Consider the following 16,641-nt stretch of genomic DNA (forward strand, 5'->3'; position numbering starts at 1 on the left):
TCCAAATGATCTATTTTGATGTCGGGATGATACTTTTTGTACTGATTTTTGGAGAATGGAGGCCATAAAAAGAGCATTGCGGTCATTCGCAATGCTCTATCGACTCTTTAGGCTATTCAGACATTTTTCTGGCAACCGTCGCCAAATCCAGCAGATCGATCCTTCCATCCCCGTTCACGTCCGCACGCTTGACCTGCTGCCAGTCAGGGCTTGCCGCATCTTTGCCGTAGTTTGCGGCAATGATGCCCAGATCGCCGATGCTGACTTTACCGTCACCATTCACATCCCCGTCCGAACCCGGGCCGGCGGCCGGCTCGACCTGCACCTGCACCGAGTCCGTTCCTGCCTCGATTTCCTTTCCCTCCCCGTCGCCCAGCGATGCTTTGGTGATTCTAACCGTTCCTGTCTTCGTTTCCGTAAGGGATCTGGCGAGGAAGTTCATTTCGTAAAGGCTCTTATCCCCTTCGATCCCTCGGCCCGGACCTTCGCTGGCGCTGATGAAACGGAGCGTGCCCGGCACGTCCTTCTTGATTTCCAGCAGCCGGTTACCCTCCAGCAGCGACTTGGCCTCGGTAAACTGCATCACCTCGGGGTCGTAGCTGACCATAATATCCTGAGCGTACACGGGTGTGTTCACAGACCGGAGGCCGAGAGTGACATTAAAAGCTGAACCTGCCGCAACCGCAGCCGGTGCCGTCAGCTCGGCCGCCTCCTCCCCGGGCGGATTCACGACGCCGCCATTCCCCGCGCGCGGTACCGCAATAACCTCATGAATGGCCGGGTTCACCCCGCCGCTCCATTCCAGCTTCAATTCCAGAACATGATCATATGTGGAAGTGTCGATGGCGTTGTAGGCGGCAGTAAGCTGCCCGGCAGGGTGCCACCCTGCCTCATCCCGGATGGAGACGGCCGCGCCGGAAATCGATGACGGGCTCTGCAGGATGATCAGCCGGCCCAGACGCGTATTTTTGAACAGCTTGTAGTGAAGGCTTCCAGGCTGCCCATTGCCCTGCGGTTTATAATAGGTTGACAGCTTCCGGTCCGCTGCGGCTCCTGCTTCATTGCCCGGTTCCCCGGCAGGCTGCGCGGAAATGACCGGGTTCACCGTTCCGGGCCTCGGGATGCCTTCGTTGATCATGATTTCATTGAGCGCCAGCCATCCGGCGTTGTCCACCGTCGTATACAGCCGGACATATCTTGCCGGTTTGTTGTCGACCTGCACCCGCATGATCCGGTAAGGCGCTTCGAGAATCGGAAAATTCCCCTCGCGGCTGCCCGGCTGGCTAAACGTATGAATGCTTTCCCAATTCGTTCCATCCACGGACAGCTGAAGCTCTCCTTGACGGAAATAGTCGCCTTCGCCGTCATTCATGACGACCGCGGCATTCTGCACGCTGACGACACCCCCCATGTCAACCTGCACGTACCTTCCCGGCGTTTGCCTTCCCTTCAGCCATACTTTGGCGTCCAGCTTGCCGTCAAAAAGAGCCTCCAGGCTGCCTGCATATACGCCTTCGTAATTGTGCGTAACGACCGGATCCGTGAATTTCTGGAACTGCAGCAGCAGCTTTGTCAGGTCGAACGTCAACGGCTGCGTTCCCTTATTGATCAGCCGGACGTATGCGGCTTCCGGATACACGCTGCTGCCGGGCGCTACGGCTTTCCATTCGACGCCGTTCTCGGAGAATTCCAGCGTGGCCGCATTGCTCGAACGCTGCAGCGTGAGCCCCGTAATTTGTTCAATGGAGCTCAGGCGAATGCCAATGAATTCAGCAGGTTTCAGCGTTACTCCGTTCACACCGGACAACTCCGCCGAGGTCGACGTGCTTAAGACCGGGGTATTCGCAAAACCTGCTACATTCGTGTAAACAGCGGTTTTACCGCTGTTCTTGTTCACCGTGAATTCCCTCACGGCGGTCCATAAATCGGGCTTGCCTCCGGGAATGCCGGCATGGGTCAGGCGATATCTCACGTACCTTGCGCTGAGGTCCAGCCCATTGACCGCAACGCGGTATCCCGACCGCTCCCCGCCGATGGCGGTCCAGTTTTGACCGTCCAGAGAGTGCTCCAGCACGCCTCGTTGGAAAATGTCATGGTCGGTATCGCTTCGGCCCTGGATAATGTCAATGTCGTTCACAATAATAGATTTGCCAAAATCGATGCCGTACCAATCCCCATTGACCTGTTTGGTTTGTATATATGCATAAGTGCTTGGATCATTATCGAGGATCTTGACCAGATCCGGCCGGGAACCATAGGAGCTGACCGGAATTGCAGCCGTATATTCCGGGTCCAGAGAGCCGTATATTTTCGCGTCGAGCTTCTGAATCAGTTCCGTGGCGAAAGGGACCAGGCGCTTGGCTCCGGCTTCGACCACCTCCGGTTTGGCATTGATCACCTCTCGCGTGAATTTTGTGGATTCCGACATGGCATTCGCCGCTTTCGCCAGGGACTCCCAGGCGGTGTTTGTGCTGCCCTTCTGCAGCGCCATCACGGATTGCACGGCGTGCTTATCCGCCTGAACGACAAAGTCCAGGCTGTTCAGCCAAGGAGCGATTTCATCCTGAAGATTCGGATTTGAAATTTTCGATTTGAAGCCCTGAATCGCATTCAAAATGCTGTCGAATTCAGTAATCAAGGCGGCCGCCTGCGCTTCCGTCGTCGAACCGTTTGCGTAAGAGCTCAGGAAAGCATTCAACTTTTCCCTTAAATTTTCCGACTCTCCCAGCTGGACGCCCCGTCCGTTCGGCGAAGGATCGCTCATATGGTAGGCGATTGTCCGGTATTCGTCCGGAGCCTCCGGCGCAATGTGCTTGAACGAGTCCAGCCAGCTTTTCTCCGCGTTAAAATCATCCACGTTCCACGCATAATCCGCTACGCCGAACAAAGCAACTTTGGACAGCTCCGCCTGCTCCAGGGGATTGGACACGATGCCCGAAAAATTATGCGTTCCGGGCGTCAGCAGCGGCACCTGGCCAAGCAGCAGCCGGTTCTTCTTGTATCCGTTGACCGGATAATTGAACCAGATATAAGGATCTCTGCCGATTTCGTTCTTGACCCACTGGTTCTCGGCTTCATTCACTCCGCCGATGACGTCCTTTCCCGTCCACATGATTTCGACATTGGCGGGTACATTGCGGAAAGCCTGAAGATACGGCTTGCCTTCGTTTCCTGTCCAGGCCTGATTATAAAACGGCGGACAATAGATAAGCGGCTTCACGTCTCCTTTGGAAGCGGCCCAATTCGCCGCGTCCGTGACGAGCTTGACATGCTTATCCTTATCAATCAGGGATTGGGACGTGCTGATGTCATCCAGGAACAATCCGAACTGGCGAACGCCGATGCCGTACAGCTGCTCGAATTTCGCCAGCATTTTCTGAAGGTCGCTGTCATATGAATTCCAGTTGATGGAGCCCGGATGGATCGCCCAAACGAATTTGGTTTTGGACTCCTCGCCGACATCGACCAACTCTTTGATTTTGGCGAGCTCCGCCGCCGGGTAAGGCGTTCGCCAAGAACCGTTGTGATAGGGATCGTCCTTCGGCCCGAAAATATAGGAGTTCATTTTGATATCGCCGCCGAATCGCATCAGGCTCTTACGGTCGTCATACGACCACGGAAACCCGTAAAAGCCTTCAATAAAGCCGCGCCACTTCGAGTCGGCATAATCTTCGTATTTGACGGATTGAATCGTTTTGCCCTGCAGCTGTCCGAATATCATCTTTAAGGTTTCAAGTCCGTAAAAGACGCTGTCCGAGTCCTTGCCGAGAAGGGCGATCGATCCCTTCGCTTCCAACGCTTTGTCGATGGCCAATACATAAGGATCCTGCTTGCCGCTGAATAGAGCCGCATCGTATGCAATTTTACTGTTGAAGTAGGCGTCGGTAGCGCCTCCCGAATTTTTCACCCCTAGAATGATGTTCGTCTTTGTGGATACGGGAGCGGCTGATTCCGTGTAAACGATGGATTTGGAATCCAGGATCCGGCGGAGAAGATTCCGCGTCGGTTCGTCGATGCTCTGCTCCATGACCAGATTGGCCTGATCGGTGATTGTAAAGCTCGTGCCTGCGTAAGTTTGCTTTTGCGGAAGCGGGTAGACTTCATAGCGACCGGCATCCACAGCGGCCGTGGCGGCAGCTCCTTCCTCCGTTGAGGATGCGGCGCCTACCGCATTAGAAAACATGCTCATCAGCATCAGCAGCGCTACAAAGCAGCTAAACGGTTTTCTGTTCATTGCACTTGCTCCCTTCCGGCTATCGTTTAATCCTTCAGTATTTTTTGGGCAACCGCCGCGAGGTCCGAGATATCCACCTTGCCATCCTGATTGATGTCTGCCCGTTTCGCCGTATTCCAGTCCGGACTTGCGGCGTTCTTGCCATAGTGGGCCGCCACGATGCCCAGATCACCGATGCTTACTTTGCCGTCGCCGTTCAGATCACCGGAAGTTCCGGGTTCGGATGCATCCACCACCACGGTCCGTTCCGCAGGCTCCGCCGTGATCTCTTCCCCGTCGCCGCTGCCGAGCAAGGCCTGCTCTACCTTCACCGATCCAATAGCGGAAGCTCCCACGGGTTTGGCTTTGAACCGGAACTCGGCAAATTCCCCGTCGCCGCTGAATCCATGCCCGGCGCCTTCACTTGCCATAATCAGCCTGACCTTGCCGTTTGCATCCGCCTTGGAATGAACCAGGCGAATTCCCTCTGGAAGCGAATCGACCGAAACGAATTCCATAAGCTCCGTATCATAAGAGAGCGTCAAATCTTCCGCAAATATGTCCCGGTTCACTCCTCTGACGCTTAAGCCAATTGTAAAAGGTTCTCCTGCCGCCACGCTATCCGGCCCGGCCAGCTCCAGCTTTGGGCTGTCTTCGGCCCCGGTTTGAACCGGTACTGCGGACACCTCAATCTTATCGATGTCAGGCGCATATGAACCCGCAAGGCTGTTCACCAGCTTAATCGAGTTCTTCCCTTCAAGCAGTTCGACGTTCACCGCTTTGCCGCGTACGCTGTTCCAGCCGCCGGATGAAGGAAAGGAGACCGCCGGGGATGGCGTTCCGTTCACGACCAGCTCCATGTTCCGGTTCGCATCGCCGCTGACGTAAGCGACGTGGACTTGGTACATCCCTTTTACCGGCACAGTGACGTCCTTGAACTCCAGGGCTCCGGCGGCGCCGCTGCCAATGTTACCGACGACCTTCCCTCCCGAAGCTTCGGCAACATTGCGAATGTTGGCCGCGCCCGTGCGCGTCCCCTCTTCCGCCTCGAACACGAGCGGCGGATGCTGCACCGGCGGATTCGGATTGTACGAGCCGGATATTCTGAGCATGACGCTGCCATGGGCGGGGACGGCTGCCGAATAGCTGCGGGCATGTGTCCCCATATCCTTCTTCTTCCACAGGTCGCGCACTTTAAACGACGTCTTCAGCCCTATCATGTCCGCGGTTACCGTCATGTCAGCCGGAGCGTCGGAACGATTAAACAGAACCACCGCCCTTTCACCGCTGGTAGGGCTGCCTAACGCTTTGGAGTATATCTGCAGCCCGGGTGTCGATTCATCGACCTTTCTTCCCTGAATGCCTGCCGGATCCTGGTTGACAGCGATAATCTCGGCATTTTTGACAATATCCGCAAAGCGGCTGCTGTACGAGCCGGGTTGGTCAAGCTCCGTTACGTCCAGCCCGAGGATCAAAGGAGAGGCCAGCACGGCCCACATGCTGAAGTTGGAGACCGATTCATCATAGGTCAGGCTTTTTTGGCCCGGCTTATCCGCGATGACTCCGACCTCCAGACTATCCGGATCATTGAAATGACCTGGCCCTGCCGCCGCCCAGTGGGGCGCTGTCCGGTCAATCTCATAAAGCACGCCCTTCCAAAAATCGCCCTGGTTATCGATGTCGTAACCTACACGCCACGTATGTCCGATATCCGGAGCCCATTTCCATGGTTGCTGCTGTCCCCATTCGCAGATGTTTAACAAAATGTCGCGTTTGGGATCGGCATTTTTCAAAGCATTGGCGAATTGTTCGTAGTAGGTTTTAAAGTCAAGTCCCATGGCATCAGCGCCGCAGGCATCCACTTTGACGTAGTCAAATCCCCACTCGGCAAACTGATTGGCATCCTGCTGGTAATAGCCGTAGCTGCCCATTTTACCACCGCAGCCGACCCGGCCGAGGTCGGTATAAATGCCAATTTTGAGTCCTTTGCTATGCACATAATCCGTCAAGGACTTCATTCCGCTCGGAAACCTCGTTTTATTCTCCAAAAAATTTCCGTTTGCATCCCTTCCGCCCTGCCAGCCGTCGTCGATGTTGATGTACTCGTATCCCAAATCCTTCAGGCCCGTGCGGACGAGGCTGTCTGCGACCTCGCGAATCAGCCCTTCGCTCACGTTAAACCTGACGGCGTTCCAGGTACTGTAGCCCATGGGCGGTACCGAGCCCAAATCGCCTCCGGGTTTATGCGAAGCATAAGCTGTATTCCCCATCGTATTCAGATTGCTCACGAACAAAAAGGCGGTACAGAATACGAGCATAGCTGTCCATTTTAATCCCCATTGTAAAGCTCCCATGAAACTCCCCCCTCAGCGAATAAAATAAAAGGGAGGAGAGATTCCCCCTCCCTCTGCTTCAGTGATCCTTCAGACCTCCAGTATTTTTTGGGCGATGGCGGCGAGGTCTGCAATATCCACCTTGCCATCCTGGTTCAGGTCTGCCCGTTTCGCCGTATCCCAGTCCGGACTTTCAGCGTTCTTGCCATAATGAGCCGCCACGATGCCCAGGTCGCCGATGCTGACCTTGCCGTCGCCGTTCAGGTCTCCTGAAGTGCCTGGACCCGGTCCGTTTCCTGGCTCCACGTTCACCCGGATATCCGCTGCTGCCGCCTTTGTCTCTGCGCCCTCGGCATTCCCGAGCAGCGATTCTGTAACAGCGATTGAACCTGCGGTGGCAGCTCCAACCTCCTTCGCCTTGAATGTCAAGTCCATGACCTGCGTGTTTCCTGTAACCTCATGCCCAGCCCCCTGACTGGCAGCGACCAGTCGTAGCTTACCGTCTCCTTCCGGGTTCTCATTTAAAATTTGGACACCTTCCCGTAACGACTGGGCCGAAATGAATTCAAACATGCCGGGACTGTACTCAACCCGGATATCCTGCGCAAATATCACATCAGAAAGGCTGTTGAAACCGAGCTTGGCGGCAAAGGTCTCTCCGCTTTTCACCTTATCCGGTGCAATCAGCGTTGCGGTGGCCTGGCCTTGAGCCGGTCCGCCCTGCGAAGGAACATACTCGAAATAGTCCACCATGGCGATCGTGTCCAGCGCGCTTGCGTTTTTCGTTCCCTTCACCACGATTTTGATCGTATGGCTGCCCGGCGCAAGGTTCTTTTTCTCGAAAAGCAGCTGCTGTTTTTTCGTTGTCGGATCATACGCGTCGATATTTTCGGCAGCTAATGTTCCGTCGATATAAACATCGAGTTTGCCGTGATTGCGCTGTTTGGCGCTGACGTATTTGATTTCCGTTCCAGTAAAAGTGAACTCGGCGGCGGCGCCGGTTTGATTGCTGTACGTTTCGGTGCCCTGGTAATCCTCCGGGCTGCTGTAATGGTTCCAGGTTCCCGAGTAAACGATCGCAGGGTCACGGTCATCCACCTTCACCGGCGTTACCGGCGGCTGCTCACTCGGAGCGATACGGTATTTCTCGCCGGCTGATGTCGCGAATTCGATCGTATCCCCGTTTTTCGAGTACGGAACCGCTTCTCCGGTGCTGAGTCGAGTCACTTTGAGATTGTTGAACAGTACCATATCTTTGTTTTTCACCTTCGCGGCGTTTCCTTTTTTGGATGTCAGAACCGCTCCCGAAAGCTTAGAGCCCTCCCAATTCAGCTCCACCTCGAAAGCGCCCCGTGCCACCAGTCCCTTCACGCTTCCATTCGCCCAGGCTGCAGGCATGGCAGGCAGAAGATCGATTGTCCCCATGTGGCTCTGAAGAAGCATTTCGGCTATGCCCGACGTTGCTCCGAAATTGCCGTCGATCTGGAAAGGCGGATGGGTATCGAACAGGTTTTGCAGCGTGCTTCCCTTTAGCTGCTCGCCGATCAGCTTGAGCGCCCGGTCCCCGTCAAGCAGTCGTGCCCACAAATTGATCTTGTTCGCTTTGCTCCAGCCTGTCGCCCCATCCCCGCGCGCATTCATCGTCACTTTGGCTGCTGCGAACAAATCCGGCGTATTCACAGGATTGATGAGGTTTCCGGGGAAGAGTCCGATCAGGTTGGAAATATGGCGATGCTGGTTATTCGGATCATCGATATCATTTTTCCATTCCTGAACCTGACCCCAGCGGCCGACCTTCGGCAGCGACAGCTTGCTTTTCTTGTCCGCTACCTCCGCCCGCATGCCCGCATCGACTCCCAGCGTCTCGCTGGCTTGAATGAATTGGGTGAACAGCTGCCAGATCAGCTCCTGATCATACGATACGCCGATGCCGACGTCCCCCTGCTCCGGCGAATAGGAAGGCGAGGATACTAGCGTGCCGTCCGAGTCAGTGACTAAGTATTTCAGCCAGAACTGCGTCGCTTCTTTGATGATCGGATACAGCTTGTTGCGGAGAAGCTCCTTGTCACCGCTGAATGCGTAGTGATCCCATACCTGCTCGGACATGAACGCATTGGCGGCCGGGGACCAGCCCCAGTAGAAATCAGAGCCCGGCGCGGTATAGCCGAACGGATTATTGACGGTATGAACGACCCATCCGTCGCCTTGTATGCCGTGATGTCGCTGCGCGGTTTCCCGTCCCGGTGCACGGAGCGCGTCGATATAATCGATGTAAGGAATGTCCGTCTCGGCGAGATTGACCACTTCGGACGGCCAGTAATTCATCTGAACGTTGATGTTCGTGTGGTAATCGCTGTTCCAAGGCGGATTATTGACCTGGTTCCAGACCCCTTGAAGATTGGCCGGTAGCGAGCCTTCGCGGGAAGATGCGATCAGCAGGTAACGGCCGTATTGAAAGAACAGGCTCTCCAGGCTTCTCTTCTCCGCTTCGGTTCCTCCCGATTTGTATTTGTTCAGCAGCTCGTTTGTCGGTATCGAAACGGCCTGGCCGCCAAGATCCAGCGCCACGCGGTCGAACAGGCTGCGATAGTCGGCTAAATGCGCCGTGCGCAGCTGCTCGTAGGTTTTGGCTGCCGCCGCATTCATCCGGGACGTGACCACCTGCTTCGGGGTTATCGCGCTCTTGTAGGTCGGATACGAGTTCGCGTAATCCGTCGCGGCCGTCATCAGGATCGTTACGGCAGATGCGCCCGCGATGCTCAGCTTCTTGTCACCGGAAGTAACCGTGCCTCCCTCGGCTTTCACTTTGAGCTGTGCCTCATACGCCATCTTGTTGCTCGGCACCAGTCCGCTGAGTACGAGCATGTCGTTCCCCTGGTTTGTCACGGTATTCGATGGCTGGGCTCCGGTGAGACGCACGTCGAAGCTGAGCGGCTGGCCTCCTGCCGTAGACAAGCGCATGACCATCACTTTATCCGGATAGCTGAGGAAGTACTCCCGCTTATACTGGACGTTGTTTTGCGTGTACGTTACACGCGCCGTCGCATCATTCAGGCTTAGCTCCCGCTTATAATTGCTGACGGGCTGCTGCTCTCCTTCGGGGCCGAAGAGCTGCATCTCGGACAGCTGGATTTGGGTCCCTCCCATGCTCTCCAGATCAAACTTGTAGAACCTATAGGCTGCCGTATTGGCGAATGAGTACGACTTCTTCAATTTGCGTGAGGCGAATGCCTCGTTTGTGCGCGTATCCAGCACCGTCCACTGCGTACCGTCATTGGAGCCTTTTAGCGTCCAGTTTTTCGGGTCGCGGTTTGGCACGTCGTTGGCTGATGTCATGGAGTAACCGTTAACCACTTTTGCGGTACCGTACTCCCACTGCAACCAAAACGGCGGTTTGCCGTCGCCTGAATACCATTTTGAATCGGCAGAGCCGTCCGTCAGTTTGCCGATGCCCTCGCCGTACGCGGGATTGTCGGAGCTTGCCGTGACATTGAAGGACGAGCTTTTGTCAAAATCCAAATAGATGTCCCCAAACGCCTGATAAGCGCCAAAGGAAGAATCATTCGCTCCCATCACGCCTGTGATTTTGCCGAGCAGCGACTTGGCGTCGTTGATCTTGCCCTGCTGCAGCAGCTGCCTGATTTGATCAACGCTGGTCTGGGCGCCGTCTTTGATGCCGTACTTATAATTGGGATCCGCTCCCGGGCCGCCGCTCCACAGCGTCTTTTCATTGAATTGGATTCTCTCCTGTGCCACGCCTCCGAACACCATGCCCCCCATGTACCCGTTGCCGATCGGCAGGGCCTGGGTTTCCCAGTCGGATGCCGGCTGGGTATACCACAGGGACAACGGGAGTGTTTCCTGCGCACCTGGCGCCGTTTCCGCATGCACCTTCGCTCCCACCCGGCTGGTGGCCGGCACCAGGGCACTCGTCAGCAGTGACAGGGCCATGACGACGGACAGCAGGAAGGCCGTTCTGGATACCAATGGTCGAATATCTGCATTCATAGGTATTCCCCTTTCTTTTTTTCATTGCGAAGCAGCCGTTTTCGTCATAGACACATGAAGGATTCAAAGGGAAGGCGTCGATCCCGCCGCCTTGGCGGTGCCTTGCTGACGCCTTCCCTAAGCAGATGATGACCTTGATTCTTATCCCACGATTTTCTTGGCAATGGCGGCAAGGTCGGAGATATCGATTTTGCCGTCGCCGTTCACGTCCGCCCGCTTTGCCACATTCCAGTCCGGGCTATCGGACGTTTTGCCGTAATGGGCTGCAGCAATCGCGAGGTCGCCGATGCTGATCCGGCCGTCGCCGTTCAGGTCGGTGTTTCCTGGCGGATTCGCATCAGTAGACACTTTCACCTGAATCGATGCGGGAGCAGCCTCGGTTTCATGGCCTTCCGGATCGCCGAGGGTCACGCGGGCCGTTTCGATTTTCCCCGAATCTGTCTGCTTCAGGTCTTTAGATTTGAAAGTCAGCTTGAGGAACGAGCCATCCTTCTGGATCGCATGATCGGCCCCCGTACTGACAGCGATCAGCCGCACCTCACCTGGCGTACCGGCTGCCGTTTCGACGATCTGAATATGTTCTTCCTTCGACTCGGCACGGACAAATTCGAATTTGTCCTTGTCATAATGCAGTGTAATATCCTGAGCCTGGACGGGACCTTCCACATGCTTCAATCCCATGTCCATCAGGAAATCCTCCTCTGGCTTTACGCTCTCCGGTCCGGTGAGGAGCGCGGAAACACGCTTCGGCGTTCCATCGTCTTTGAGCCTAAAGTGAATCGTGTAGGAGACGGATTTATTCCCATCCTCTGATTTGGCGAGGATCGTGGCATCGGCCGGTGCTGACACCGCCGGAACGATCGTAATCGACGTGTTATCCGTCCCCTTCGCAGTGATGGACCGGAGTTCGGATACATCCGCAATCTCTGCCGTATACTCATAGCCTCCTCCCGGCTTCGGCGTAAACCCGTCAATCACACTCTTGCCTCCGAGCAAAATATCGGTCACTTTCGGTTCGGTGAAAGCTGCTGGACGTCTGGAAAAGACTTTGATTTCCGTGATGCCGATTCCCATGCCGGTCTGTGCCGTCATATCCACCCGGAGGGCCGATGTCTTCACCATATCGAAGCTCAGCTTATTGGCCTGCCGTAACGCCGGTGTGGCAGGGGCCGCTTTCATGTTCTTCACGTCCACCCAGCTGTCGCCCGATTTGTACTGAATCTTGAAGCTGGCCGGGTAGGACGTGCCATGATCGCCGAACCAGTGGATCTCCATGTTGTCCACGTCATATTCCACAGGCTTGAAATCCCCAAACGTGATGGATACCCAGTCACTGGTACGCGGCGTTCGCTGCCAGTTCGTCCAGCGGTTGTGAGGAGTCTCCTCATAAGAGACAATGCCGTCGTTGACTGCCTCAATACGGTCCAGGGAGGCAGGGCCCAAGTTCGTAAAGGAAGCCTCCGCCTTCGGATGGTCATATCCGTTTTTGGCCATGGCGATGTTCTGTTCGTCTCCGACTGTCTCTGTGACGCGAACGGCCGCTTTGGATTTCAATACCGTGCCTTCTACGGTTCCGGCCAATTCCAATGTGCCCACCTGGTCCAAACTGCCGGATGGTATCGCGTCCCAAGCGACATTTTTACGCTCTTCCGTTCCATCGCTGTAATATACCGTGACATCCGCCGGAAGAATCGGCGTCTGCTTGCGGAGCACCGCCAGCGTGACGTTCTCAACGGCAATCGCACCTTTGACGTTCACGACGGCTTTGGCTTTCAGGTTCGTGCCAGTGACGCTGCCGCTAACTTCAAAGGTCCCAAGCGACGCGTACTTTTCCGGGGCTACCGGCTCCCAGGTGACGGCTACCGGTTTGGGAAGACCTGCTTTGTAATGGGCAATCACGGTCTCCGGAAGAACGGGTGCTACCCCCGGATCCGTGACGATGCTGACTCCTTCAAGGCTTTCGATCACTTTCTCGGATGTGCTTGGCGCAATGCTGAACGTTTTTTCCGCGGTGTTCACTTTCGTTCCGTTATACGTCACCTCCGCCGTCACATTGGCCTGCCCTGCATGAAGGGCATACAGCTTGCTATTTTCGATGCGGATCAGATTCGCGTCATACGCATACACCGGCTTGGCTCCGGTAAGGTCTGTCTTTAGGCCGTTCTCAAGCAGTCCAGTCACCTTCAAATCGATAATTTCATCCTCTGTCAGCTCGGTTTTGGACGCTTCGATCTCCGCCGACACCAGCTTCGCTTCTTCAGTCTTCAATTGGATGACGTACTCTGTGCTCGCCGATCCGTCTTCCGAAGTGACGTAAATCTTGGCCGTTCCCGGCAATGTGACCGCTGGCACGACCGTCGCCGCGGCGTGGTCCCTGCCCGCCGCTTCTATCACAGGCAGCTGGCTGCCGTATGGCAGGATCAGCTCATAGTCGCGTTTGGCGGCATCGAAGCCATCCAAAGCGCGGCCTCCTACCGTAATGCCTGCAAGTTCAGCCTTGGAGCCCATCGCGATTTGATCGGCGAATACCTCGACCTCCGTCAAAGCCGAGAATTTGCCTGCCTCCGAAGCTTTCATGTGAAATTTCAGCTTATCGGTCAAAACCGGATCGAACCGGATTTCGTTCTTCTGTACGACATAAGGCGAAGGCTCCTTCACATTCTTCACATCGGCCCATGCCGCTCCGTTCCAGTACTGCACCGTGACCTTGCTCGGCACGGCCGTGCCAAAATCGGTAAAGACGAACAAGTCCAGATTGTCGATCGTATAGGCTCTGCCGAAGTTCACGGTAATGGAGTCACCCTGGTCGCGCGGCGATCCGGTCCAATTCGTCCAGCGGTTCTTCGGATTGTCGCTGTAGCTTTTAATCCCGTCATTGATATGGTTCAGATTATCCCCGGTTCCTGTATAGGTGGCCTCGAGCTGAGGATACACGGAACCGTTTTGGCGAAGCATGATGTTTACTCTGCGGTTTTCGTTCGTCACCCGTACTTGCGCCTTCGCCTTCAGCGATGTTTCGGGTACGCGGCCTTCCACCGTAAAACTGCCTTCCACCGCTACCTGGCTTGGGGTAACCGGATCCCATGCCACATCGACGCTCAGCATGGAATCATCGCTGAAAATTAGGCTTGCCTGCGAAGGCAGTACCGGAAGGGATCCGACTTTGGTCGTTACCGCTACCGTTTTGATGGCCATGATGCCTTTGACCGTAACGATGGCGGTTGCTTTCAGGCTGATGCCCTCCACGGTGCCTTGTACCTCGAATTGATTGATTTTGGCATATAGGGCAGGTTCCACCGGATTCCAGGCTACGGTTTTCGCTGCGGAGGAACCGTCGCTATAATGCACCTTTACCGTCTGAGGAAGTAAAGGAGCTTCTCCAATGCCGGTTAACACCTGCACAGGCTCGATGCCGGCCACCGTTTTGTCCCCTCCATCCGCTGCGGCCACGCTGAACACATTCACGGAATCCCCGCGGAGTCCCGCCGAAGACACCGTCAGCTTGATTTCTCCGGCCTGCGGCTTCGATTGGAGAATCGCCAGCGCTTTGCCGCTGAACGCTTTTCGTTTATTGTCCTTATAACGCTCGACGCTTGCGGCATTGCCATTATCCACGCCTGCGATCGTGCCGCTGCCGGAAACGCTGAACTGCAGCTGATGATCCGCAGTAGGAACAATGTTGCCTTTGCTGTCGACGATGTCCGCCGTGACGAAAGACAGATCCTTACCGTCCGCCGAAACCACCTGACGATCCGCGGTCAGCCGGACAGCTGCAGGAGCGCCGGCCGTGATGACGCGGTCCCTCGCCACCACCTGTCCCTGCTCATTCTTGGCAACCGCTTCCAACGTACCGGCCTTGAAAGGCACGGACCACTCCAGATAGGTTTTACCTGCTGAAGTCTCGAGGTAAGGCGCTCCCCATGAGGTGGTTTTGCTTTCATAGCTCCGTTCGCCCAGGGATGTGCCGTTCAGGATCAGCTCCACCTTTTTGGCGTTCGTATAGGCAAGAACCCGTACCGTTTCCCCTTCCTTCCAGTTCCAATGCGGAAGCAGATGCACCATCGGCTCCTTGGTCCACTGGCTCTGATAATAATAGAAAATGTCTTTGGGGAACCCGGCTGTATCGACCGCGCCAAAATAAGAGCTTTTCGACGGGAACGTGTTGTAATAAGGCGTCGGTTCACCAATATAGTCAAATCCGGTCCAGATGAACTGCCCCGCGATATGCTTCAAATCCCGTTCCTGCTTCCAAGCGTCCTCCGCCGTTTTTCCCCAGCTTACTGAATCATTATCATAGGAGGATTGCTGCAGATCGGGGTAAGTACCCATTTTGTTGTTACTGTTCGGATGGGTATAGACGCCTCTGGACCGCGTCGCGGACGATGTCTCGGAGCCGTACATGATCCAGTTCGGATACTGCTCATGGAAATAGCTGTAGTTGTTCTCCGCATAGTTCAGTCCGACCACGTCCACGACATCCAGCACGTTCTTAATGTTGCCGTTCAGCGGTCTGGATGCGGTGCTGTTCTGGCCGATGGTCGTCGGCCGCGTGGTATCCACCTGCTTTACCCACTCGACCAGCTTGCTGGCCGTTGCGGTGCCGCTTGCGCTGGAAGCATCATAAATCTCGTTGCCGAGCGACCACATGATGATGGAAGGCTCATTTTTGTCCCTGTCCACCATCTCCTTGATGTCATGCTCCGCCCATGTCGAAGCAAACCGGTCCGACCAGGCAGAGAAAAAGCGTGCATAATCATACGATTTCTTGCTCTGATTCCATGCGTCGAACGCTTCTTCTATAACCAGCAAGCCCAATTTGTTGCACACCTCAAGCAGCTCGGGCGACGCCGGATTATGGGTGGTCCGGATCGCGTTGACGCCCATGTCCTTCATGATCTGCATTTGGCGTTCGACCGCGCGTGCGTTGGTGGCTGCCCCGAGTGCGCCGAGATCGTGATGCATGGACACTCCATGCAGCTTCATGTATTGACCGTTCAGCGAAAAGCCATCATTCTTATCCAGCTTGAAATACCGCGCTCCGAAGGTGGTTTCGTAGGTATCCGCCACCTGGCCGTCTTTGATGACTTCCGTGACCACCTTATACAGGTAAGGATTCGTGGTGCTCCAGAGCGTCGGATTGGCAATGACAGTCTGGTCCTCGAAAGTCGTGACTTTGCCTGCTCCGGCCATGGCCTTTTTCGATTCCACCGCAGCCACCGTGCTGCCGCTCGCATTCACGATGGTCGATTTAACGCTGACCTCCGCCGCTGCCGCGGAATCGTTGGCGACCTCGGTCACGATCTGGACGTTGGCTTTGCCGTTCGCGTAAGCTTGCTCCAGATTAGGAGTCGTCACGAAGGTTCCGTATCTCGCCACATGAACGGGATTCGTGACCGTCAGGTACACGTTACGGTAGATTCCGCTGCCCGAATACCAGCGGCTGCTCGGCTGCGTGTTGTTGACCTTCACGGCAAGGACGTTCTCCCTTCCGTCGGTGTATACCTTGTCGGAAATATCGTAAGAAAATGAGGTGTAACCGTACGGATACGTGCCCAGTACCTGGCCGTTCAAATAGGTGGTGCTGTTCATGTAAACGCCGTCAAAATCAATCGAAAGGCGTTTTCCCGCCATCGACGACGGGAGCGTGAAGGTTTTACGGTACCAGCCGGTGCCGCCGTCCAGGAAGCCTCCCTCATGCGTGGCGGGCGAGCTCGCATTAAAATCCAGTTCGATGCTCCAATCATGCGGGAGCGTCAACGACCTCCATGCATGATCGTCAAATTCGGGCGCCTGCGCTCCAGCGATGCTGCCGCCGGTTTCCCGCTGAAAGCGCCAATCGTCATTAAAGTTCACCTTTCTTTCACCGCTGTATTCCGCGGAGGCGCCTGCCGGCGGAATCACCAGCATTTGCGGGGCTTCGGGTTCGGCCTTCTCCTGTGCAGATACCGGGAGCGTAAAGCCGGTCATCATCAACACTGCGGCAAGACACAGGGTGAACCCCCTGCCAAACCTACCTTTTCGATTCAATCGGAACTCCTCCTCATGGAAATAATCCACCGCCCGGAACGGGAGGGAGAGAGACCTCAC

4 protein-coding genes are annotated in these 16,641 nt (G+C 55.6%); all 4 read right to left on the bottom strand.

Features of this window, described 5'->3' with window-relative positions; all coding sequences use genetic code 11:
• Positions 1-112 precede the first annotated feature (112 nt).
• Positions 113-4,234, bottom strand: coding sequence for a beta-N-acetylglucosaminidase domain-containing protein (locus tag ACTHPM_RS08645; RefSeq protein ID WP_440394773.1), 4,122 nt, complete (start codon positions 4,232-4,234; stop codon positions 113-115).
• A 26-nt stretch (positions 4,235-4,260) separates the two neighbouring features.
• On the bottom strand, positions 4,261-6,567 hold the full coding sequence (locus ACTHPM_RS08650) for a cohesin domain-containing protein (protein WP_440394774.1): 2,307 nt from the start codon (positions 6,565-6,567) through the stop codon (positions 4,261-4,263).
• A gap of 69 nt (positions 6,568-6,636) precedes the next feature.
• The gene (locus ACTHPM_RS08655; RefSeq protein WP_440421505.1) at positions 6,637-10,554 is read right to left on the bottom strand and encodes a glycosyl hydrolase family 95 catalytic domain-containing protein; all 3,918 of its coding nucleotides are present in this window, start codon (positions 10,552-10,554) and stop codon (positions 6,637-6,639) included.
• 141 nt (positions 10,555-10,695) lie between these two features.
• On the bottom strand, positions 10,696-16,581 hold the full coding sequence (locus ACTHPM_RS08660) for an Ig-like domain-containing protein (RefSeq protein ID WP_440394776.1): 5,886 nt from the start codon (positions 16,579-16,581) through the stop codon (positions 10,696-10,698).
• Positions 16,582-16,641 lie beyond the last annotated feature (60 nt).

Source organism: Paenibacillus sp. SAFN-054, assembly GCF_051966755.1.
GTDB lineage: Bacteria > Bacillota > Bacilli > Paenibacillales > Paenibacillaceae > Paenibacillus_AQ.

Coding starts and splice junctions, on each gene's coding strand:
- ACTHPM_RS08650 (WP_440394774.1), bottom strand. CDS start 6,567: ATGGGAGCTTTACAATGGGGATTAAAATGGACAGCTATGCTCGTATTC.
- ACTHPM_RS08655 (WP_440421505.1), bottom strand. CDS start 10,554: ATGAATGCAGATATTCGACCATTGGTATCCAGAACGGCCTTCCTGCTG.
- ACTHPM_RS08645 (WP_440394773.1), bottom strand. CDS start 4,234: ATGAACAGAAAACCGTTTAGCTGCTTTGTAGCGCTGCTGATGCTGATG.